The sequence below is a fragment of the Lentzea aerocolonigenes genome (genome assembly GCF_000955955.1).
Lineage (GTDB): Bacteria > Actinomycetota > Actinomycetes > Mycobacteriales > Pseudonocardiaceae > Lentzea > Lentzea aerocolonigenes_A.
Genome location: NZ_JYJG01000029.1, coordinates 71,502 through 92,912, shown reverse-complemented (window position 1 = coordinate 92,912; position 21,411 = coordinate 71,502). Strand labels below are relative to the sequence as shown.

Sequence of the window (21,411 nt, the reverse complement as noted above, 5' to 3'; positions counted from 1 at the left end):
TCCGCCGTGGCGCGGTTCAGAGTCCACAAGGGACTTCGTGGACGAGCGTGGTGAGGTCGGGGGCCCGGCTCGTGCCCGCGGGCAGGGTCGGGTCGATCACGACCTTGAGGTGCTCGCCGGTGACCCGGTTCCCCGGCCGGTCGGTCGCCATGGAGTGCAGGACGGCGCCGGCCTCCTCCAGCGAGTACACGTGGGACAGCAGGCGCCCGAACCGTTCCGGTTGCCGGCAGAGGAGATCCTGCGCGCGGAGGAGGTGATCCGCGGACGTGCCCCGGTGCCCGGTCAGGTTGACCCGCCTGCCCGCTGGGGACGTGACGGTGGTGCGGTGGCCGGGCACCGGGAACCCGGACGCGTTGGCACGGCGGACTTCGCCGAGATCCACTCCCCCGGTCAGCCGGTGCGCGGCTCCCCGGCCGAAGCCGCCGAACAGGTCGACGGTCGCGCCGTCCACCAGCAACGGCAGCGCACTGGCGAGCGCCTGTCCCGCGGCCTCTCGCGGCAGGCAGACGAACGCTCCGGTGAGCGCTCCCGGTGATCGAGTGGTGAGCACACCGGTCGTCAGGACCTCGCGGCCGCGCAGGTAGTCGAGGCGCTCCTTCCTGGTGTGCACCAAGGTCACCGGCGACCCGCGCAGCTCGCCGACGATCGCGGCGAGCACCGCCGTCGTCCCGCCACCCCAGATTCCCACCGGGCCGGGGGCGTCCACGAGGTCCCAGCCGTACAGGACCGCGCCGAGCGGTTCGACAAGCGCGGCGAGATCCGCGGGCAGATCGGGCCGGGCGGGCACCAGGTCGCGCAGCACCGCGGCACCGTCCGCGGCCGGGAACCACCGGCGGAAGATGCCGTCGAAGGAGTGCCCGAGGATGACGTCCTGGTCGTCGGCCGCCACCGGGTTGAAGATCACCCGCCGGACACCTGCCTGCGTGCGGTGCTCGGCGAGGCCCTCGTGACCGAGCACGGCGGCCACGTCGCCGCGGACGCCGCGCTGGATCTGCAGGTCCGTCCCGCAGATGCCCGCCCTGAGCACCCGCAGCGATCCCTCCGCCCGATCGTTGCGGTCCTCCAAGGACAGTCCGCCGTCCGCGGTGCGGATCCACGCCACGTCGGTGCTCATGCCGGGATCCCCGCCTCGGTGCCGGCCAGCCGGTGCAGCTCAGACACGCAGACGCGCAGTTCGTCCTCGGTCACGTCGTCGACGAACACGCAGGTACCGATGCCACTGGGCAGCGGGATGCTCTGCCGGCCGCCGCGGTGACGGACCGAGTCCTCGACCGCGGACCACAGGAAACCGAGGTCGCACACCGGGTTCCAGACCGGCAGACCGGCTCTGCGCAACAACGTCAGCACCCGCGCCGTGTCGGCGTGGCCGAGCAGCCCGCGACCGGCGGCCAGCACGCAGGACAGCGCCATGTCGATCGACACGGCCTCGCCGTGCAGCAGCACCGGGTCGGCCGCCATCTCCACCGCCGGGCTGATCGTGTGGCCGAAGTCCACGACCCGGCGCAGGTCGTGCTCCCACAGGTTCACCTCGAGCTCGGCCAGCATGCCCGTGATCGCGCGGTGCATCACCCGTTGCCCGGTCTCACCGGAGAGCCGGATCCTGGCGAGGTCCTCGACCTCCGCGTCGAGCAGGCCGAACAGGACCGCGTCGCGGATCACCGCCATCTTCACGATCTCGGCGAGCCCGTTGGCGACGTGCCGCTGGGGCAGCGTGGCCAGGAAGCCGCGGTCGAGCAGCGTGTGGTCGGCGGGGTGGTAGGAGCCCAGCCGGTTCTTGCCGCCGTGCAGGTTGATCCCGGTCTTGGCGCCCACGGCCGCGTCGACCTGGCCGATCAGCGTCGTCGGCACCCGCACGTACGGCGTGCCGCGGCGGTAGAGGCTGGCCGCGAGCCCGGCCACGTCGGTCAGCACCCCGCCGCCGACGGCGACGATCGGGTCCCGGCGGTCCAGTCCTGCCGAGTCCGCGGCCAGGCCGATCTTCTCGACCCAGCGCAACGTCTTGGTGGCCTCACCGCCGGGCACGCCGACGACCACCGGGACGACCCGCCGGTCGGTGAAGTAGGCCCTGATCTCCTCACCGCGCAGGGAAAGCACGTTCTCGTCCACCAGGACCAGCCGCCGGCTGCCGGGGCTGCACCTGGCCGCCTCGGCGAGCGCGTCGTTGCCGGGCGCCAGCAGGTCCACGACCTCGGTCACCCGGTAGGACACCTCCCGGACGGCACGGACGGTCCAGTCGCCCAGCTTCATGCCGTGCACGCTCCCCCTTGTCGGAAACCCCTCGCGTGGATGCCCGCCCCGCGCAACGCGTCGAGCCGGTCGGCCTGGCCGGTGCGCAGCCTGCGGGCGAAGTAGCCGGGATCCCGGTCGCTCACCCCGTACAGGCCGAGGCGGCCGAGGTTGCCGGTCAGGCTCGCCAGGTAGTGCTCGCCGAGACCGTCGACGACGCCGCCGGTGAACACGGTGTGCTCGACCCGCGGGTTGAGACAGGCCTGCGCCAGCACGACTTCGGCCATCGGCATCGTCACGGCGTCGAGCACGGCGCGGGCCCCCGCGTGTCCGTTGTGGACAGAGGCGGCGAACGTCTCGACCGTGCCGTCCGGGACACCCCAGCGGGGCGACCGGATCTCCCGCAGGAACCGCTCTACCGCCGCACCGGAGGCGAACGCGCTCACGTGGTCGCGCGCCCCGCAGTCGCACAGAGCGGTGACCGGCCGGCCCTCCCAGTCCATTCTGGACGGGAGGTGCCCGATCTCGCCCTGCAGGCCGTTGTCCCGGTCGTACGGGATGTGCCCGGTCGCCAGGTCGATCGTGCGGTAGGCGATGCCGGTGCTCACGGTGACCGCGGCGGCCGTGCCGGCCTGGTTCACGTCGTCGTTGTGCAGCAACGCGTACGCGAGCGCGGACACGTCGTTGACCACGGTCCACGCCACCTCCGGACGCGCCAGCCGCAGCTCCTTCTCCGGCCACCAGGAGAACCGCTCGGCGCCGAACAGCGGCGCCGCGCCGACCACCTCGCCGGTTCGTCCGTCCATGGCCGCGCCCAGGGAGACCGCGCACCTCGCCACCCTGGTCGCGCCGCTGATCCGGTCGAACGTCTCCGCCAGCCAGCTGATGATCCGCCGCCGTGCCTCGTCACCGGCCCGCACGCCACCGAGAACCGTGCTCGTGGGTGTGCGTTCCAGGCCGACGACCTCGCGACCGTCCAGCACGCCGGACCGCGACCAGGTGCCGCCGAGGTCGAACACCACCACCGGCACCGCGCTCGACCGGGCCAGCCCAGCCGAGAAACCACCGGCCAACGGCGTCGTCAACGCCCCGCGCCCGCCTCATCGTCCAGCAGCAGCACCCCGCCGGAGCCCAGGAACGTCCGAGTCGCCAGCGTGTCCGGCGTGCTCGCCCGCACCTTGGCGACCGCCTCCGCCTTGCCCGCGCCGGTCGCCACCACGATCCGCGTGGCCGCCCCGGTCAGCGACGGCAGGGTCTGGGTCATCCGCAGCACGCCCTCGCCGGGCGAGGTGACCGCGACGCCGGCCTGGTCCTCGGGGTCGTACCGGCCGTCGAACAGCGACGCGAGGTGCCCGTCCGGGCCGAGCTGGAGCAGCACGAGATCGGCGCTTCCCTTGTCGGTCAACGACTTCAGCAGTTCCGCGTACGCGCCTGCGCCCGCCTCGGGGTCACCGCTCACCGGCATCGGGTGCCTGCGCTCCGCGGGCACGCCGGCCGGGTCGAGCAACGTCTCCTCGATCGTGCGCCAGTTCAGCCCGGTCTCGGCCGCCGGCAGCACCCGGTCGTCGGTCTGCGTGACGTGCACCCGGTCCCACGGCACGTCGTGCCCCGCGAGCCGCCGGTAGATCGGGACCGGGGTGTTCCCGCCGGTCAGCGCGACGACGCACGAACCGCGATCGGCCACCGTCGCCCGGATGGCGCCGGCGATTCGCGCGGCCGCGTCCTGGGCGACCGCGTCCGCGGTCGGCAGCACAAATGAATTGTCGGAATGCACTGCCGTACCCCCGTGGGCCTGGAACACCGTTTTTTCGACCAAAGAAACGTATCACCGGCGATGCCGGGCAACCACTTTCCGATTGAACACACAAATGCGCACGAAGAATCGCTCAGCAGTCGCGGGGCGCGCCCGCGGTCCGGCGGCCGGACAGCAGCTCGCTCGCCGCCACCGCGTTCACCAGGCCCGCGCCGAACGTCTTCAGCACCACCGTGCCGGGCGGGACCGGCACGTCGCAGTAGCCCATGTCGACCACGACCGCGTCGGGACGCCGGCGCAGGATCCGGGCGAGGGCCTCGTCCTGCCACGTCCGCTCCGAGTCGGCCCGCACGACCACGACGACCGGCCCGTCCGGCAGCTCCACCCCGGCCGCGCCCTCGGGCACCTCGATCGCGCCGGACACCCCTCCGAGCCTGGTCAGCGGCTTGATCAGGCCCCAGGGCACGGTGCCGCACGAGATGCTCGGCTCCGGCCGCAGCTCGACGACGAACCACCGTCCGGGAGCGGGCGGCTCGCCGCGCACCGCCAACGCCCGGCGAGCCGCGACGATCCCGGTGCCACTGAGATCCGCGGCCGGCCTGCGCGGTTCGCCGCTCCACTTCCGCAGGTCGGCGACGCGGCCGGCCGCCTCCTCCAGCCGGGCGAGCGGAAGAGTGCCGTCCTCGATCGCCGCGAGCGCACCCTCCCTGATCTCCGCGCAGATCCGTTCGCCGTCCCGCGGCCCGAGGATCATCAGGTCCACCCCGGCCTGCCAGGCCCGGACCGCCGCGCCCGCGAACCCCCGCCCCGCCCGCGCGGGTTCCATGTCGAGCGCGTCGCTGATCACCACACCGCCGAACCCCAGTTCACCGCGCAGGATGTCGGTGACGAACCGCCGGCTGAAGGTGGCCGGCGTGCTGTCGACGGCGGCCGCCAGCACGTGCCCTGTCATCACCGCCCGCACGCCCGCGCGGACGGTCGCCGCGAAAGGCACCAGGTCGCGGGCCCGCAGCACCTCCTCCGGGTCGTCCACGGACGGCAGCGCGAAGTGCGAGTCGGTGCTGGTCGAGCCCAGTCCCGGGAAGTGCTTCGCGGTCGCGGCCACACCGTGCTTCTGCAGGCCGTCGACGAACGCGCAGGCGTGCTCGGCGACCCTGGCCGGGTCGGCGTGGAACGACCGGGTGCCGAGCACCGGCAGGTGGGCACCGGGGCAGACGTCCACGCTGGGGGCGAGGTTGACGGAGACTCCGAGGTCGATCAGGTCCGCGGCGATGGCCTCGGCGACCGCACCGGTGAGCGCCGGGTCGTCCACCGCGCCGAGGGCGAGGTTGCCGGGGTAGTTGCTGCCCCGGTGGTACTCGGCCCTGGTGATGTCACCGCCCTCCTCGTCCAGGGCGATGATCATGTCCGGGCGGTGGGCGCGCAGTTTCCCGGTCGCGAGCGCGCCCACTTCGCCGTTGAGCGGCCCCAGGTCGGCGCCGAACAACACCAGCCCGGCCAGGCCGTTGTCGAGCTCCCGCTTCCACCAGTCACCGGGATCCGCGCCGCCGTAGGACGGGAGCAGGCAGGAATTGACCAATTCAGCGTAGGACACCAAGGCCTCCCGGTTGTTCAGATGCCGAAGAATCAGCGGTTGAACACGGCCGCCGATATCGCCGGAATGCGATCAGAGGTAAGCGCGGGCTTGCAGACGGAACAGTTCGGCGTAGGCACCGCCGTTGTTCATCAGCTGCGCGTGCGTGCCCGACTCGGCCATCCGGCCCCGGTCGAGCACGATGATCAAGTCGGCGGTGCGCACCGTGGAGTACCGGTGGGACACGAACAGCGTCACGGCGCCACGGTCCTGCGCCCCCGCCCTGGCCAGTTCGGCGAAGCGTTCGAACAGGGCGTGCTCCGCCGTGGCGTCCAGCGCGGACGCGGGTTCGTCGGCCACGAGCAGCAACGGCCGTTCCCGCACGAGCGCGCGGGCCAGGCACACCGTCTGCCACTGGCCGCCGGACAGCTCGGCCCCGTCGCCGTAGCCCCGCCCGAGCAGCCCGTCGAGCCCGCCGGGCACCCGCTGCAGCACGGCGTCCGCGTTCGCCGACCGCAGCGCCTCCCGCAGCACCTCGTCGTCGTGCATGCGCGGCAACGCCCCGACCCCGACGTTCTCCCGCACCAGCAGGTCGAGCCGCGCGAAGTCCTGGAACAGCGGGGCGACCTTGGCCGCCCAGTCCGCCGCGGACAGCTCGCTCAACTCGGTGCCGTCGACGAGAATCCGCCCGCTGGTGGGCCGGTACAGCCCGCACAGCAGCTTGACCAGCGTGCTCTTGCCCGCCCCGTTCTCACCGATGAGCGCGACGGTGCTGCCCGCGGGGATCGTCAGGTTGACGTCGTGCAGGCGTTCCTCGTCGGTGCCCGGATAACGGAACCCGACGCCCTCCAGCGTGATGCCGGTCCGCAGCCTCGCCGGCACCGGCCCGCTGCCCTCTGACGTGCTCCCGGCCTGTGCCAAGGCTTCCAGCTCGTCGATGCGCGTCAGCGTCCGCCCGGCGCCCTGGAGGGTGGTGAGCAGCCCCAGCACGGCGGCGACCTGCGCGCCGACCTGCAGCGCGAGCACGATGACGAGCACGAGGTCGGCGACGTCGGCCTGTCCCGCCAAAGCCTGGCGCACCACCAGGAAGATCGCGGCGCCGTAGCTCAGCGCGAAGCACAGCTGTCCGCCCGCCCGCAGCACGGCAGCGCGCAGCCGGGCGCGTTCCAGCAGCCGGTCCGCGGCGGCGCGGCTTTCCCGGTGCAGCCGCAGGACCTCGTCCTCGGCCTGGTAGAGCCGCATCTCGCAGACGGCGTTCGCCGTTGTGCCCAGGATCAGGAGGTTCCGCGCACGCCGCTCGTCCGCCGCGCCCGCCACCTTGGCCGCCTCCAGGACGGCGTCCGCGCGACGGCTGGTGAGCACCGGCAACACCGCCACCAGGGGCAGCAACGCCAGCCACGGAATGAGAAACCCGAGCAGCACCACGGTGATCAGCGCCTGCGCGATCAATCCGCACAGCTGAAGCGCCGCCTCCAGCACACCGCGCGTGGCCGGCAGGTCACGTCGGACGAGTGTCAGCACGTCGGCGAACCGGGCGTTGTCGAGGTGCTCGACACCCCTGGTGCCGTTGGTGATCCGGGCGAGGCGCTCCTGCAGCACCGTCTCCTGCGACTCGCCGACCTCGAAGTACAGCAGGTGCGCGAAGTGGCCCATGAGCAGTTCGAAGACCACGACCACGGCGATCGCGACGGCACACCACACCACCGCCGGCACGTCCCGCTGCACCGCCGCCCTGGTGACGACGCTGAGCAGCACCGCGACCACAGGCGTGGCGAGATAACCGGTCAGCAGCAGGAAAGCCGCACCCGCGACCTTGCGCGGACTGATGCGGGCGGCCAGGACGAGGACGGGCCACAGGCTTCCGGTCGGCCGCGACATCAGATGACTTCCACCGGGTCGCCGGCGAGCACGTCGTGGAACCGCTGCGCCTGCAACCGGAACAGCTCGGCGTAGCGCCCCCCGGCGGCGACGAGCTCGTCGTGCGTCCCGCTCTCCGCGACCTTCCCGTTCTCCAGCACGACGATCCGATCCGCCCGGCGCACCGCGGCGAACCGGTGGGAGATCACCACTGTGGTCAACCCCTTGGTCAAGCCGAGGAACTCGTCGTAGAACCGCGCCTCCGCCCGCGCGTCGAACTGCGCCGTCGGTTCGTCCAGGACCAGCACCCCGGCACCGTGTTCAACGGCGTACAAAGCCCGGGCCAGCCCCACACGTTGCCACTGACCACCGGACAACTCGTGCCCGTCGTCGTACTGGCGCGACAACACGGTTTCCGCGCCGTGCGGCAGTGCGTCCACGATCTCACCAAGCCCGGCCTTGTCGATCGCACGGGCGAGAGCCGGGCCGACGAGCGCGGGTTCCGTGACACCGGGCGCGCCCATGCGAACGTTCGCTCCCGCGGACAACTCGTACCGCACGTAGTCCTGGAAGATCACCGCACAACGGCGCTGCCAGGCACGGGGATCGATGTCCCGGAGGTCAGTGCCGCCAACGGTGACACGTCCGGATTCCGGGTCGTGCAACCGGGTGAGCAGCTTCACCAAGGTGGTCTTGCCCGCCCCGTTGAGCCCGACGACGGCCGTGGAACGACCTTCCTCGATCTCCAGGTCCAGATGGTCGAGCACCACCGGCCCCTCAGGGGCATAACGAAAAACGACGTCCTCGAACCGAATCGTGCTGCCACCGGGCAGAACCGTCGCACCCGCGTCCCCCACCGGCTCCGCCTCGGCCCGCTGAAGCTCGCGCATCGATGCCAGCGATCGCATCCCGTACTGCGTCTTGGTGTCGCTCTCGGGAAAGTAAACTCCGAACCGCAGCGGCACGAGCACACCTTGCAGCGCCACGGTCATCTGAAAGATCGACAGGTTCCCGCCGGCGATCGACCACGCCAGGCCGAGCAGCACAGCCGTGCCACCCACAAGACAAACGACGGCCAGCCACACGAACGGCCGCAACAACAACTCCCGCCGCGCCCTCCACAATGGACGCAGAATCGCATCGGTCTCCACCGCGTGCCTGCGCAGCACCCAATCCAGCAGCCCGAGAACCCGGACCTCCTTGGCAACACCGGGAGCACTGGCGACATCACGCACATAACGCACCCGCCGGCGCAACCCGGCCAGCCCGCCCCACATCGCGGCGAACCGGTCCAGCGACCCCCGCTGCCCGAACCTGATCACCAACGCCGTCACCCCCGCGACGACCGCGAGACCGGGCCCCAGCACCACACCGACGAGCACGACCGCCCCCGCCAGGTTCACGTACCGGTACACCAGCGACACCACTCCCCCGACGGCATCGCCGGGCGTGAACGCCTGCCCCTCGAAGGCACTCCGGCTGTCCACGAGCAGATCGAGGGTGTCCTGACGCTCCAACGACCTCAACGGCGTCCGCGTCAAAACGGTGGACATCAGGTCACCGGCACAACGGCTGTCGACCACCCGCCCAAGGCTCTCCGCGATCGCGTGCCGAAAGGGCTCGAGCAACTGCTGCAACACAAAAACCGCAACAGACACCCCGAGAGGCCACACGACCGCCCCCCAACGCTGCCCAGCCGACACGTGACCGATCTCCGGAATCCGCCCCAGCAACGCCGCGACGCAGACGACGAACACAAGCGGCAACAACCCGAGCACCACGTTCAAAGACACCGCGGCAACGACTCTGCGCGTACCCGCGACCCGGGCCAGCCGCCACATCGCACCCCAGTGCCGCACCCGATCACGACACGCGGACACAAGTCGCCGGACGTGCACAACCACCTCCGGAGGTGTCAAGCCTCTGACGATCGTCAACGAGAGCGGAACGATCCTGACGCGAACACGCGAACACGGCCAATGTTCAACCGCACGTGATTCGCACTTGAACGTCCCAGCCCTCGCCCTGACGTCTCCGCTGACACGGTGAAGCTCGCAAGGACAACCGCCGCCAACCGCATATGCGCCGAGGTGCACGACCTCGCGCTCACCCAGCCGGCGCCGTCGCCTCTTGCAGACAGAAGAAACAGCCTGCTCATCGCCGTGTCAGAGCAATGTCAGAGCTTTGTCAGCGCCATGTTCCAGCCTTGTTCAAAGGCACTGCGCTCGCGCTGTCCCCACTGCCAGAACAAAGGGAACGACGATGTCCGAAATAGCCACTACCGCGGCCTTCGCGGTGTCCGTCCTCATAGGCGCAGCCGGAACCGCGCAGGCCTCCGCCTCCGGGGACACCACCGCGTTGACCGACCAACGGTGTGGCTGACCCGCTGACCGGCTGACCTCTGGCCGTGGGAAATGCACCTCCATCGAACGGAAAGAAAAACCGCATGAAGACGAAGATGAAGGCCAGGGGCGCCATCACGGCGCTGGCGAGCTTCGCTGTCCTGGGCAGCCTGACGTTGAGCGCGACGCAGGCTTCAGCCGCGCCCGTCGTCAACATGGAAGCCACCGTCCTGGCCGCCCAGATCGATCCCCAGCGCGCCGACAACACGCTGACCCCTGGTGCCAAGGACTCCGTGCTGGCCGTCGAGCGAGCACTCCAGGCACGCAACCTGCTGGACGCCCAGTGGGTGGACGGCTACTTCGGAACCACGACCGTCAAGGCGTACGCGGCCTACCAGCGTTCGCTCGGATACACCGGACTGGCCGCGAACGGGCTGCCCGGCGCGAGCTCGCTGACCTCGCTCGGACAGGGCCGGTTCACCGTCTCCCACGTGATCAAGCCGGGCGCGAAGGTCCAGCGTGACGGGTACGTCGTCAACACCCGCACCCAGGCGATGCTCACCGAAGCCGAACGCCTGCTGGGCCGTCACCTCAAGCTGGACCAGGGCTCCTACAACCCCGGCGGCGACCCGACCTCCGCCGGCACCCACGACGGCGGTGGCGTCGTGGACATCAACGTCGACGGCATGTCCGCCGACACCCGCACCTCAGTCGCCCGTGCGCTGCGCCAGGTCGGCTTCGCCGCCTGGGTCCGCAGCCCGTCCCAGGGCCAGTGGCCGTGGCACATCCACGCCGTGGCGATCAACGACACCGACCAGGCCACCCAGGCCCAGAACCAGGTCGGTGACTACTACCTCGGCTTCAACGGCCTCGCCAACCACCGCCCCGACGACGGCCCCAAGGTCCCGATCAAGACCTGGGAGGACTACCAGCGCGCGCAGTGACCAGCCGCACCCCGATCACCAACACTTCAGGAAAAGGGAAACCCGTGAAAATCGCACGCATGATGCTCGCCGCCACCGGGGCCGCACTGGCCCTGGTCGCTCCCCTCATGGCCGCCACCGCCTCGCCCGCCTCCGCCGCGAGCCGCGACGGTGACTGCGACAGCGGAGAGTTCTGCCTCTTCTACAACAGCAACCAGGCCGGCTCGATCTCCGACTTCACCGGCTCGATCGACGACTACGGCGCCACTCAGCCGTCCTGCTACGAGTTCAAGGGCGAAGGCGCCGGCAAGGGCCTGTGCGTGAAGAACGCCGCGGCATCAGTGCGCAACCGCACCAGCAAAACGGTGCGGGTCTACTTCAACAGCAACTACGGCGGCGCCAGCCAGGACTTCGCACCCGGCGCGTCCGGCAATCTCAACGCCACGCTGAAGAACAACAACGCCAGCCACAAGTTCCTCACCAGCGGCGGCGGCGGTTCGGAAAGCCCCACCAACGACTACGACGGCCGTCCCCGCGGGTTCGCCCAGGACAACTGCACCGCCTTCGCGGCCTACCGGATCGCCAGCAGGCTCGGCGTCCCCAGCTTCAGCAACTCCTACGGCGGAACCACGTGGGGCAATGCCGGCACTTGGGACGACGCCGCCCGCCGCGTCGGCGTCACGGTCAACAAGACCCCGAAGGTCGGCGCCATCGCCGTCAACGACGTCCACCGGGTCGGCCACGTCGCGTACGTCAACGCGGTCCACTCCGACGGCTCGTTCGACGTCGAGGAGTACAACTGGAACAACCCGCTCGCCTACGGCACCCGCAAGAACGTCCACGTGAGCAACGCCCAGGCAGACTTCCAGTACATGCTCCACTTCTGATCGGTCAGTGATCGCGTCGAGGTGCCGGTAGCCGCTACCGGCACCTCGGCGCAGCTTTTTAAGCACCATAAAGTGATCTGAATCACAGCTCAGGATTGTATTTCGGCAAATCGGGCGAAGTTCATTTCACGAAAATGTCCGCGAACCGTGTTAACCCGTTCACAGCAGTCCACTGAGGACAAGTGGCGGCGAGCACATCGTCGTACGCGTGATCCATGCGGCGTAAGAAGAAGCGGCACCCGCAGGGCTTCAAGCCCCACCCCGTAGCGTGATCTCTCGTCAAGATCCTTTCCTGGAATCGGCGGGAACATGAAACGAGCTGGAATCGCTCTCACGGCGCTGGCCGCACTGATGATCACTACGCCGGGAATCGCGCTGGCCGCCGATCCGGGCGTCCCCACCACCCTCGACGTCGCCGTGGACGGAGCCAGACCGAACGACCGCTCCTTCGGCGGCAACTCGATGTCCGCGGACGGCAGGTACGTCGCGTTCACGTCGTTCGCGTCGAACCTGGTCGCGAACGACACGAACGGCAAGCTCGACGTCTTCGTCCGCGACACCGTCTCCGGCACGACGACGCTCGTCAGCGTGGCCTCGGACGGCAGCCAGGCCACCGCGCCGAGCTCCGATCCGTCGATCTCGGCGGACGGGCGCTACATCGCCTTCGAGTCGTACGCGCCGAACCTGGTCCCCGGTGACACGAACGATGCCAATGACGTCTTCGTCCGCGACCTGCGTACCGGGACGACGACCAGGGTCAGCGTCACCGCGGACGGCCGCGCGGGTGGCTGGCACGACGTCAGCCAGTTCCCGTCGATCTCGGCCGACGGCCGCTACGTCGTGTTCGAGACCGAGAGCAGGCTGGTGCCGTCGGACGTCGACTTCCAGTCCGACGTGTACGTCTACGACCGCGCGACGGCGAGACCGTTGCGTGTGAGCGTCTCGACATCCGGCGGGCAGACCGACCGGGCGAACTACTGGGCCCACGCCCGCATCTCGGCCGACGGCCGGTACGTCGTGTTCCACTCCGACGCGACGAACCTCGTCAACGGCGACGTCAACGGCAAGCAGGACGTGTTCGTCCGCGACCTGCACAAGCTGCGGACCAGCCTGGTGAGCGTCTCGGAATCCTTCGTGCAGGGCAACGAGTTCAGCTACGAGGCCTCGATCTCGGACGACGGCCGTTACGTCTCGTTCATCTCCATGGCCACCAACTTCCCCAACGGCGCCGACGGGGCCAACCGCCACCGGGTCTACGTGAAGGACCTCGTGACGGGTGAGCTCACCCGCGAAGACCGCAACACGGCCGGCGAGTACGTGTTCGGCTACGAAGCACAGATCTCCGGCGACGGCCGACACCTCGCGATGCAGGCGGACTCGGGGATCACCGAAGGCGTGGCCGGAAGCGAGAACATCTACGTGCGTGACCGTCAGACCGGCGTCCTGACGCCCGCCAGCCACGGCTTCGCAGGGGCGCCCGCGGTGAGGACGTGCCTGGACATCGCCCTGTCCGCGGACGGCCGCCACGTCGCGTTCACGTCGGACGACGGCACGCTCACGCCGGACGACAACGACCGCAAGGACAACACCTTCTTCACCACGCTCGCAGGCTGATCACACGCTCTGGCTGGTCCACCGCGGACCAGCCAGAGCAGCCGCCGGGCGCGCGGGCTTCTCATTTCGGACAGGTCGGGTTGCCCGCTGCCGGGAGGTGGGTGAAGCTGCACAACGGTTGACGGCGTAGGAGGTGCGGCATGGTCTCGCGACTGGTTGTGCTGGGGATGGCGGTGCCCGTGTTGCTCGCAGGCACACTCGCCGCCAATGCCGAGGATCGCGGCCATCGGATCGACCACATCGTGGTGATCTACGAGGAGAACCACAGCTTCGACAACCTGTTCGGCGGATGGGAACGAGTCGACGGCCTGCGCGGCGCACACCCGCGGCAGCAGGTCGCGCCGGACGGCACGGCACTGCCCTGCCTGCCGCAGAACGACGTCAACCTCACCTCGCCGCCGCTGCCCGCGACCTGCACCGGGGGAACGATCAGCTCGGCGTTCGCCAACAAGCCGTTCCGGATCGACGACTACATCGCGCCCGCCGACAAGACATGTCCCGCGCCCGGCCAGTTCCTGCCCAACGGTGTGCCCAAGGGCCAGGGCCTGCCCGGCGGCTGCACCCGGGACCTGGTGCACCGGTACTACCACGAGCAGTACCAGATCGACGGCGGCAGGATGGACCGTTACGTGGCGGGCAGCGACGCGGTCGGCCTGACCATGGGCACCTATGACACGCGCGGCCTGCCGATCTACGAGTACCTGCACGGCAAGCACGCCCCGAACTACGCGATCGCCGACCGCTTCTTCCAGGCCGCGTTCGGCGGCTCGTTCCTCAACCACCAGTGGTTGATCACGCCCAACACGCCGACGTGGCCAGGCGCCGTGCGCGACGGTTCGGCCAACGACCTGCACTCGGTCGTCGGACCGGATGGCTACCCCGGCTCCTCACCGCTGCACCCCGCCGCACCCGGCACCGCGGACCGCGCCCTCACCCAGGCAGCGAACCCGGATGGCACATGCGTCGTCCCGGCCGGAGTGGCAGCGCCGCCCAAGGGCACGACGTGCGGTGACTTCGCCGTCAACACGGTCCAGCCCCCGTACCAGCCGTTCGCACCGGGCACCGCGGTGACGCGGCAGCTGCCGCCGCAGACGACGCCGACCATCGGCGACCGCCTGTCCGCGGCGAAGGTCGACTGGGCCTGGTACTCCGGCGGCTGGGACAACGCGAACGGCAACGTCGGCGGCCCCGGCTGGACGAACGGCACCACACCGGGCACCTGCACGAGCCCGCGCACCGCGACCGGCGCGGTGTACCCGAACTGTCCTGATGCGACGTTCCAGTACCACCACCAGCCGTTCAACTACTTCGCGAACTACGCCCCCGGCACAGCCGCACGCGCCGCGCATCTGCGCGACGAGGTCGAGTTCATCTCCGCGGCCAAATCCGGTCACCTCAAGCCGGTGAGCCTCATCAAGCCGGTCGGCGAGGAGAACGAACACCCCGGCTACGCGAGCGAGGACACCGGCAGCCGCCACCTCGTCGACCTGCTCAAGGCAATCGAGGAAGGCCCGGACGCCGCCCACACCATGGTCGTGGTCACCTACGACGAGTTCGGCGGCCAGTGGGACCACGTCGCACCACCGTCACGCCGCGGCGTCAGCGACAAGTGGGGCCCGGGCACCCGCATCCCCGCACTGGTGATCTCTCCCCTGTTGCCACAACGGTTCTCCGTCGACCACACACCGCACGACACGACGTCGATCATGGCCACCATCGAGCACCAGTTCCACCTCAAGCCGCTCGGCACGCGCGACGCCGCGGTCCGCGACCTCTTCACCACCTTCCGGCGGTGGTGACCAGAACCTTTACGACGCAAGGGAGATCGTGGCTCCACGGGTGAGTTCCGCAAGGGTGGTCGCCCGGAGTCGTCGTTCGCTCACTTCGTCGTCGGTCTCGGCCCGTACTTCTCCAAACCGACTTTCGGCGACACGCCAATATCGCCCTGACCGATCGACTTGGACACTGCCACTTCACCCTTTACCGGCGGGTTGTCCGAGGAGTAGACGACGTACTGAAACGACTTGCGGTCCTCCCGGTCGTACGCCATGCTCAACCAGTAGTCGCGGTTCGCGATGTCCTCCAGCCTTACAAGGACCTCGGCCGTGTCCGACTCCGCACGGACGATGGCATCGAAATCAATCTGCTGCCCCGAGTCGATGCCGTGCACGTAGACGTAACTCGCGTCGACTACCTCTGCCTGTGCTTTCCAGTCCGCCACGATCTTCTTGCAGAGCTCGTCCACGTCCTCGTAGTACTGCACGAAGAGATTGCACCCGGACAGCAGCCCGACCAGCAGCACAACCAGGCCCACCACACCGGCCACACGCCTTGCCGCGCTCAGTCCACTCCCTCCCGCTTCCCGTGATCGAAGTGACCCTCGTGCGGTTCGAGGTGGTACTGGGGCGGGCCTCGGCATAGGCTTCCGCGGTTCAGGAGTACGGAACGCAGGCACCGACACATCGGTGTCGAGCTGTCCTGCCTCCTCCAGATTGCGACGGAACGCGACCGCGTGGCGCTGCAGTTCCGCGGCCTTGGCCTCGAAATCGGCCAGCCATTCGTCCGGCGTCATCGTCGTCCCATCACTTCGTCGGCCTCGGCCCGTACTTTTCCAGCCCGACTTCCTTCGATATACCGAGGCCGGCACGGTGGATCGCGGTATCGGGCCCTGATTGAGTCGGGGGAGGGTTGTCGGAGGAGTAAGCAGCGAATCGCAACGGCATGCTGCCTCGGTCGTATGCCGTGCTCTGCCAGTAGTCGCGGCTGCCGATGTCCTTCAGCTTGTCGATGATCTCGTTCGAGACCGACTCCGCGCGAATGACGACCTCGAAGTCCATCTGCTGCCCCGAGTCGATGCCGTGCTGGTAGCGGTAGCTGGCGTCGGTGACTTCGGGCAGCTCCTTCCAGTCGGCCACGATCTTCTTACCGAGGTCGTCGACATCCTCGTAGTACTGCACGACGCTGTTACACCCGCCAAGCAGCCCTACCAGGAGTACGACCAGAGCCGACCTCACGACCGCCCTCACTTCACGCCCTCCCTCGCCACTCTGTAACGCCGCAACTCCGACTCGTGGCTACCCCCGGTGAATGCACCGGTGCCGTCCATAAATCGCCGAACCGATGGTCCACGGCGGCTGCGGAGGCGACGGCGGCTGACCACCACCGAAACCCAGCACATCGGCGACACCGTTCGCGAAGTCACTGGCTGCTTGGTTGAAGGCATCGAGCGCACGCTCGAACCTGTCGATCGCGCTGGTGAACCAGCCAACTACGGCCTCGGAGACCTTCTTGATCATCGCGATCAACTCGCGTACTTCCCGCGCGTGCCGACGGAGCAGCGCGGCAGCCTCGGTCAAGCCGTCCGCGGCTTTCTCCAGCTGCCGCTTGTCCCCGCCGACTGTTTCCCGGCATCGCTCGGCCGCGACCGAATGCCACTCCATCTTCCGCGCGTCGTCGTCGAGCTTCTTGGCGCGATCCCGCACACCATCGGCGCGTTTCTCGATCTCGCCCGCGATCCGATCCAGCTCGTCCGGGTTCCCGTACATGCCCTCCCACCCCTCACTCACAGCGAGCGAATCATGACAGGTGGTAGACGCGCACGCCTTTCATCCAAAGATGCGTGCTTCTACTCAGCGAACAATTCGGCGAGCACGATCGGTTGTCATAGCCACAAGTGGCATCAGTCAGACCAGCGATGACGCCACTTGTGGTCGCGATGTGGTCGCACCCGGCCCATGCTCCCGTCCTGCGCTGCTTACTCCGCCATGCGGCACTCGATGCAGTCAAAGCGATCAAGACAGCGCTGAAGGAAGCCGAGGCGGCGTAGCGCCACCACAATCGGGCAGAAACGACAACAGCGGGTCTACCTCGAAAGGCAAACCCGCTGGTCATTGGCCGTCGGGACGACAGGATGTAGCGCAGCATCCGGCGCCCGAGCTCGGACTCCGCCGGCAGGGTGAGCGAGCCCAGCTGTTTCTCGGTCACCGTCTCGGCGTTCGGAATCGAGTCCGAGTGGTCTGTGCGTGCACGACTCGACCGTCCTGGACGACGCAGTCGACGTGCAGCAGCTCGCCGGTGAGGAACTCGTCGACCTCGAAGTCCTCGACGTCCAGTGTGATCTCCAGCCACCGTGTGAGCTCGGCGAGCGAGCCGAGCCTGGCCGACCGCTCGCTGCACGTCCCGGCGACCTCTTTGACGAAGACCGGAAGGAGGTGACGGCAGTGATCTCCCTGGCCGCCGTCACCGCGTCGAAGTCCGGTCCCTAGGCGTTGAGGCGAACGAACCTCGGCACGTCCAGCCCAGCCGCGTCGATGAGCTTCTTCACGGTCGGACCACCGCTTCGACGCGGCCTGCTTCGCCCTGGCGCTGCGCGCGTGGCGTACGAGGCGGCACGAGCTGTCACAGCACTCGGCGGCCACCGCCCCCGCAGCGTGAGCTCAGCTTTCACCGTGGGTGTGCGCGACGGGTGCCCCGCCGGTCCCCGGCTGCACCCGAGGCACGCTGACCACGATGTGCACCAGGCTCTCGCCGTCCAGCGACTCGTACACGTGTGGCTGATCCCCCGGATACCGCACGAAGTCACCGGCCACCAGCTCCACCGGCTTGTCGGCGGGCCCCACCCGAACCCGCGCTCCCAGCGCTCTACCCGATGTGCACGAGGTAGTTCTCGATGACACCTGAGCCGTACACGTGATCGAGTGACCGCGACTCGTATCCCCTTGCTGCTGCCACATCACGTCGTCAGCGCGTTACACGATCAGGACCTGCTCACGCTCCGCCACCAGCCGTGTAAGCGGCACTCCCAGCACGGCAGCAATGGCGAACAACGTGTCCACCGGGGGTTGCCGGCACCGTTCTCCAGGTTGGTTGGACAACGCCTGTTTGGCCAGTCTGCTCGCCACGCGAACTCGGCCGAGGACAGGCTCTACTGCTCCCGGAGGAGGCTCACGTTGCGGGCCACCACGGCGTTCCTGAGGACAGCCGATCATTTTAGATGCATGTCGACACGTCCTCCATCCGCGTGAATTCCGATTCCACACCAGGTGGACCGGATATTCGCACTGGAGTCGTGTCACACTTCGGCGCTCCGCGGCGATACACCAAACCAGCAGCAGATCCGGAGCAACGAGTCGGCTGCGATGCTCAGCTCGTCCTCTCAGGGAGGAAACCTTGTCGTCGGACCAGACCGGTCTGCTGGTCAAACGGCTCAAAGCCCTGCTGACCTCCGACACCGAAAGGCGCCAACTGTGCGTTTTGCTCGGCGCGGGCGCCACAGTTCCCCTGGTTCCAGGCGTGGCGGAGCTGACGGTGCAAGCCGAGCAATGGGCTGACGAATCGGTCGCGACACCGTCAGAACAACCAGGTGCGGTGTCGCCACGGGCGACCTCGGAACAGACCGGGCGGATAAACCGCTACGCGCAGTCCCTGGAACTGGTCAAACGCGTTCGGGGAACGAGTGGTGTACGAGCCTTCGTTCAACGTGCGATTTTCCAGCCGTACGAGGGCGAACTACCTCCAGGCTTGGCGCATCGACCGCTCACCGACTCGGAGTTCGAGCGCATCGAGTTCGACGTGGCCAGGTGGCGCGTACCCAGCGGGCTCAAGGCGCTGTCGAGGATCATCAGCGATCACCGCGCCAGGATCTGCCGATACCTCCTCACCACGAACTTCGACATCCTTCTGCAGACCGCCATGCGGGCACAAGGACTCACGGTGCAAACCTACGCCGTGTCGCACAACGCCACACCCACCGGATTCCGACTGAACTCCGACGAGCGAATGGTCCTGCACCTGCACGGCGACGCGCGTGGCGGCACCCTGCACTCGCCAGTCGAGATCGGCAAGCCTCGCATGCTCCTGGAGCGATGGCTCGGACGTCATCTCCAGGGCAAGGTCCTGTTGGTTGTGGGCTACAGCGGCTGGGACGACGTGATCAGACGCACCTTCCAGTCCGAACTGAACGAATTCACGGCGGAAGACCCGGAGACCTCGCTCGAGGTTCTTTGGGCCGTGTACGAAGACGAAACCAACCACAACCACATCAACCCCAAACTCGAGAACTTCTTCAGAGAGCACGCCCTGCACGTCACGCCGTTCTACGGAATCGAGCGGGACCGTTTGTTCGGTGAGCTGGCAGATGCCCTCGCTGAACCACCTCCGCCGGACGGGGAAGCTCCACCCGCTCTCCGCGTTTCCTCCTTTCACAGCCGGGTGAACGAGCTGACGAAGTACTACGGCTTCGGCCAGACCGGCGTGTCCCGGTCGACCGAGCCCAGCCTGATCTTCTGGCCGCACAGGCTGCGCTCACCGCACCTCATCCACGGCGTCCACGCTCTCGCCGCAGTGCTGTTCAGCAAGATGGGCATCCCGGTGGAGCTGCACCTCGACGACACCGGAATCTTCGAGCCGAACGCCAGCCGGGTCGCCGCACGGTTCAAGGAGGCGGTTAGCGCCTGGTTCTCGGTGTGCGGGGCACCCAGACTGCCCGAGGTCTTCCGCATGAACGAGCTGCTGAGATCCATGAGCGAGCCGGACAGGTCAGCTCGACTGTGGACGCTCGCCAACTCGTTCTACGCACCTACCAACTACGTGTTCGACACCCTGGCCGCAGCCAAGGTGATCAACACGAGGGACGACAACAGCGTGAACGTCCCACATTCGCCCGCGCACAAGGTGCTCCGCCCGCTGTACACCTGGCTTGCGCTGGAAAACGCGCTCGACCGCCACGGTCTGGGCAAGAGCGACGAGGCCGCAGTCGTCACACTAGGTGGTCAGGACGAGCAGAAGATGTGGGACCTCTGGCGCGCCCGGAACAGCAACCCGCCTCTGTCCAGCGTCTACGTGCGCCGGCTCGTCGCTCTCGCCGACGGCCGCAACCTCTGGACGCACGAGTCGTTGAACCGTGACGCCACTTACCACGTAGACGATTTGAAACGGTTCGTGCGGCAAGCCCAGGCAGATCCCAGCAAAGGCAATGACCTGCTCGAGTGGTTCTTCACCGTGGCTGTACGACTGGCAGCCACCGTGTCGGACGCGCGAGTGGCGCAACTCGTACACGATGGCCGGGTTCTCGCGAACTGGGGAGAGGCCCAGCTAACCCTGCGCGAGGATCCTGTGGGAGCATCCGCGTCCATCGCCAATGCGGTGTCGAGCTGGTTCCACGCCGAAACCGAAGAAACCACGTAGGATTCGCAGTCCACTGAGGACGTCAGAAAGCAGGCCGGAGTGACCGAACTGTTGTCAGGTGGTGACCTGCGGTCATCAGTGGCCGGCGGTCTGCCCGCCAGCGACTTCAAGCTGGACAGCATCGACGTCTACGTCACCTCGACTTGCAACCGGCGCTGCACGTACTGCTTCCTGTCTGATGAGTTCCTCAACAGCAAAACCCGGATGTCGCTCGACATGGTCCGGGACATCGTCGGCTGGGCCGCGACCGGCAGGGCTCGCGAGATCACGCTGCTCGGTGGCGAGCCAGCGATGCACCCGGAGTTCTCGCGCATCGTCACCACGATCTCTGGCGCCGGGTTGAGCGCGAGGACGGTGACCAACGGCAGCCGTCAGTTCCGCACCGCTCTAACCGATGACGCGGTGGCGAGCTCACTCGGACGAGTGGCCGTGAGCATCGACGCTTCCACTCCGACACGGTTCGACCGGCTGCGCGGCCGGGGTGCGTTCGCCGACGCGATGGCGACGGTCACCGAGATCCGAGCGCGCGGCATCCCGCTGGAGATCAACTACACGGTCCTGCGATCGACGGTCGGCGACGTGCAGGCGATGATCGAACTGGCCGAGTCCATGGACGCCGCCCGCCTGAACATCCACTGGTTCTCCCTGGTCGGTCGAGCGAGAACGCACGCAGCGGACGAGACCATCTCACCGCAGGTCTGGCGGGATGAGGTGCTGGAGGTGGTGCGCGGCTACGTTTCACCGCGCGCCGACTTCGCGGTGGACTGCGAACTGGGATATGCCTACGGCCTTCCTGGTGAGGACCTTGGTGAGTGCGCGGTCCGCGGTCTGAGCAACCTCCAGTTCTTCCCCAGTGGTGCCGTGTTCGCCTGCGGCATGCTGGTGGAGGACGAGGATCTCAGTGGTTACCGCTGGCAGGACGGCATGTTGACCGAACGCTCCGGCAGCTCCGAGCTCACCCGGACCGACGCGTCCTGCGCAGGCTGCCCGTTGCGACATCCGGACAACGGATTCACGCCCCTGTGCATCTACAACCGGCTGATGGCCTAGC

At 68.3% G+C, this 21,411-nt stretch carries 18 protein-coding genes; 7 read left to right on the top strand and 11 right to left on the bottom strand.

The window, feature by feature from the left end:
- Nucleotides 1-16 precede the first annotated feature (16 nt).
- The 7 genes from UK23_RS06165 to UK23_RS06135 form a co-directional block, all read right to left on the bottom strand.
- Nucleotides 17-1,114, bottom strand: coding sequence for a hypothetical protein (locus UK23_RS06165; RefSeq protein ID WP_052684408.1), 1,098 nt, complete (start codon nucleotides 1,112-1,114; stop codon nucleotides 17-19).
- Nucleotides 1,111-2,247 carry a sedoheptulose 7-phosphate cyclase gene (locus UK23_RS06160; protein WP_045310415.1) on the bottom strand — a complete coding sequence of 379 codons (1,137 nt, stop codon included), beginning with the start codon at nucleotides 2,245-2,247 and terminating at the stop codon, nucleotides 1,111-1,113. The genes UK23_RS06165 and UK23_RS06160 overlap by 4 nt, the downstream gene beginning before the upstream one ends.
- Nucleotides 2,244-3,311, bottom strand: coding sequence for an ROK family protein (locus tag UK23_RS06155; RefSeq protein ID WP_052684407.1), 1,068 nt, complete (start codon nucleotides 3,309-3,311; stop codon nucleotides 2,244-2,246). Before UK23_RS06155 ends, UK23_RS06160 begins: the two co-directional genes overlap by 4 nt.
- Nucleotides 3,308-3,979 carry a 6-phosphogluconolactonase gene (pgl, locus tag UK23_RS06150; RefSeq protein ID WP_052684406.1) on the bottom strand — a complete coding sequence of 224 codons (672 nt, stop codon included), beginning with the start codon at nucleotides 3,977-3,979 and terminating at the stop codon, nucleotides 3,308-3,310. The genes UK23_RS06155 and pgl overlap by 4 nt, the downstream gene beginning before the upstream one ends.
- Nucleotides 3,980-4,112: 133 nt before the next feature.
- The gene (locus UK23_RS06145; RefSeq protein WP_156212857.1) at nucleotides 4,113-5,573 is read right to left on the bottom strand and encodes a glycoside hydrolase family 3 protein; all 1,461 of its coding nucleotides are present in this window, start codon (nucleotides 5,571-5,573) and stop codon (nucleotides 4,113-4,115) included.
- Between the two features lie 72 nt (nucleotides 5,574-5,645).
- Nucleotides 5,646-7,430 (bottom strand): ABC transporter ATP-binding protein, encoded by a 1,785-nt coding sequence (locus UK23_RS06140; RefSeq protein WP_045310372.1) that lies wholly within the window; start codon nucleotides 7,428-7,430, stop codon nucleotides 5,646-5,648.
- Nucleotides 7,430-9,328, bottom strand: a complete 1,899-nt coding sequence (locus UK23_RS06135) for an ABC transporter ATP-binding protein (RefSeq protein ID WP_196777632.1) — start codon at nucleotides 9,326-9,328, stop codon at nucleotides 7,430-7,432. The genes UK23_RS06140 and UK23_RS06135 overlap by 1 nt, the downstream gene beginning before the upstream one ends.
- A 527-nt stretch (nucleotides 9,329-9,855) precedes the next feature.
- Here UK23_RS06135 and UK23_RS06130 point away from each other — a divergent pair.
- From UK23_RS06130 to acpA, 4 genes are all read left to right on the top strand, one after another.
- Nucleotides 9,856-10,695 (top strand): peptidoglycan-binding domain-containing protein, encoded by an 840-nt coding sequence (locus UK23_RS06130; RefSeq protein WP_045310371.1) that lies wholly within the window; start codon nucleotides 9,856-9,858, stop codon nucleotides 10,693-10,695.
- A 44-nt stretch (nucleotides 10,696-10,739) separates the two neighbouring features.
- Nucleotides 10,740-11,561 (top strand): CHAP domain-containing protein, encoded by an 822-nt coding sequence (locus UK23_RS50010; protein ID WP_082114440.1) that lies wholly within the window; start codon nucleotides 10,740-10,742, stop codon nucleotides 11,559-11,561.
- 309 nt (nucleotides 11,562-11,870) lie between these two features.
- Nucleotides 11,871-13,175, top strand: coding sequence for a TolB family protein (locus UK23_RS06120; protein ID WP_052684404.1), 1,305 nt, complete (start codon nucleotides 11,871-11,873; stop codon nucleotides 13,173-13,175).
- 140 nt (nucleotides 13,176-13,315) lie between these two features.
- Nucleotides 13,316-14,974, top strand: coding sequence for an acid phosphatase (acpA, locus tag UK23_RS06115; protein ID WP_045310370.1), 1,659 nt, complete (start codon nucleotides 13,316-13,318; stop codon nucleotides 14,972-14,974).
- An 80-nt stretch (nucleotides 14,975-15,054) separates the two neighbouring features.
- Here the strand turns inward: acpA and UK23_RS51300 are convergent, their stop codons facing one another.
- The 3 genes from UK23_RS51300 to UK23_RS48305 are packed head-to-tail and all read right to left on the bottom strand — an operon-like array spanning nucleotide 15,055 to nucleotide 16,741.
- Nucleotides 15,055-15,747, bottom strand: a complete 693-nt coding sequence (locus UK23_RS51300; protein WP_156212855.1) for a hypothetical protein — start codon at nucleotides 15,745-15,747, stop codon at nucleotides 15,055-15,057.
- 10 nt (nucleotides 15,748-15,757) lie between these two features.
- A complete protein-coding gene (locus tag UK23_RS06105; RefSeq protein ID WP_156212853.1) occupies nucleotides 15,758-16,201 on the bottom strand; it encodes a hypothetical protein in 444 nt (147 codons plus the stop codon).
- A 48-nt stretch (nucleotides 16,202-16,249) separates the two neighbouring features.
- Nucleotides 16,250-16,741, bottom strand: a complete 492-nt coding sequence (locus tag UK23_RS48305; protein WP_156212851.1) for a WXG100 family type VII secretion target — start codon at nucleotides 16,739-16,741, stop codon at nucleotides 16,250-16,252.
- Nucleotides 16,742-17,197: 456 nt separating this feature from the next.
- Between UK23_RS48305 and UK23_RS06095 the strand changes: the two genes are divergently transcribed.
- A complete protein-coding gene (locus tag UK23_RS06095; protein ID WP_045310367.1) occupies nucleotides 17,198-17,440 on the top strand; it encodes a hypothetical protein in 243 nt (80 codons plus the stop codon).
- Between the two features lie 171 nt (nucleotides 17,441-17,611).
- Here the strand turns inward: UK23_RS06095 and UK23_RS52530 are convergent, their stop codons facing one another.
- Nucleotides 17,612-17,794, bottom strand: a complete 183-nt coding sequence (locus UK23_RS52530) for a hypothetical protein (protein ID WP_052684402.1) — start codon at nucleotides 17,792-17,794, stop codon at nucleotides 17,612-17,614.
- A gap of 634 nt (nucleotides 17,795-18,428) precedes the next feature.
- Between UK23_RS52530 and UK23_RS06085 the strand changes: the two genes are divergently transcribed.
- Both UK23_RS06085 and UK23_RS06080 read left to right on the top strand, forming a co-directional pair.
- Nucleotides 18,429-20,360: an SIR2 family protein gene (locus UK23_RS06085; RefSeq protein ID WP_156212849.1), complete on the top strand. Its 1,932-nt coding sequence runs from the start codon at nucleotides 18,429-18,431 to the stop codon at nucleotides 20,358-20,360.
- A gap of 39 nt (nucleotides 20,361-20,399) precedes the next feature.
- Nucleotides 20,400-21,410 (top strand): radical SAM protein, encoded by a 1,011-nt coding sequence (locus UK23_RS06080; protein ID WP_045310365.1) that lies wholly within the window; start codon nucleotides 20,400-20,402, stop codon nucleotides 21,408-21,410.
- The last annotated feature ends 1 nt before the right edge of the window (nucleotide 21,411 follow it).

Coding starts and splice junctions, on each gene's coding strand:
- UK23_RS06165 (WP_052684408.1), bottom strand. CDS start 1,114: ATGAGCACCGACGTGGCGTGGATCCGCACCGCGGACGGCGGACTGTCC.
- UK23_RS06160 (WP_045310415.1), bottom strand. CDS start 2,247: ATGAAGCTGGGCGACTGGACCGTCCGTGCCGTCCGGGAGGTGTCCTAC.
- UK23_RS06140 (WP_045310372.1), bottom strand. CDS start 7,430: ATGTCGCGGCCGACCGGAAGCCTGTGGCCCGTCCTCGTCCTGGCCGCC.
- UK23_RS06130 (WP_045310371.1), top strand. CDS start 9,856: ATGAAGACGAAGATGAAGGCCAGGGGCGCCATCACGGCGCTGGCGAGC.
- UK23_RS06120 (WP_052684404.1), top strand. CDS start 11,871: ATGAAACGAGCTGGAATCGCTCTCACGGCGCTGGCCGCACTGATGATC.
- acpA (WP_045310370.1), top strand. CDS start 13,316: ATGGTCTCGCGACTGGTTGTGCTGGGGATGGCGGTGCCCGTGTTGCTC.
- UK23_RS51300 (WP_156212855.1), bottom strand. CDS start 15,747: ATGACGCCGGACGAATGGCTGGCCGATTTCGAGGCCAAGGCCGCGGAA.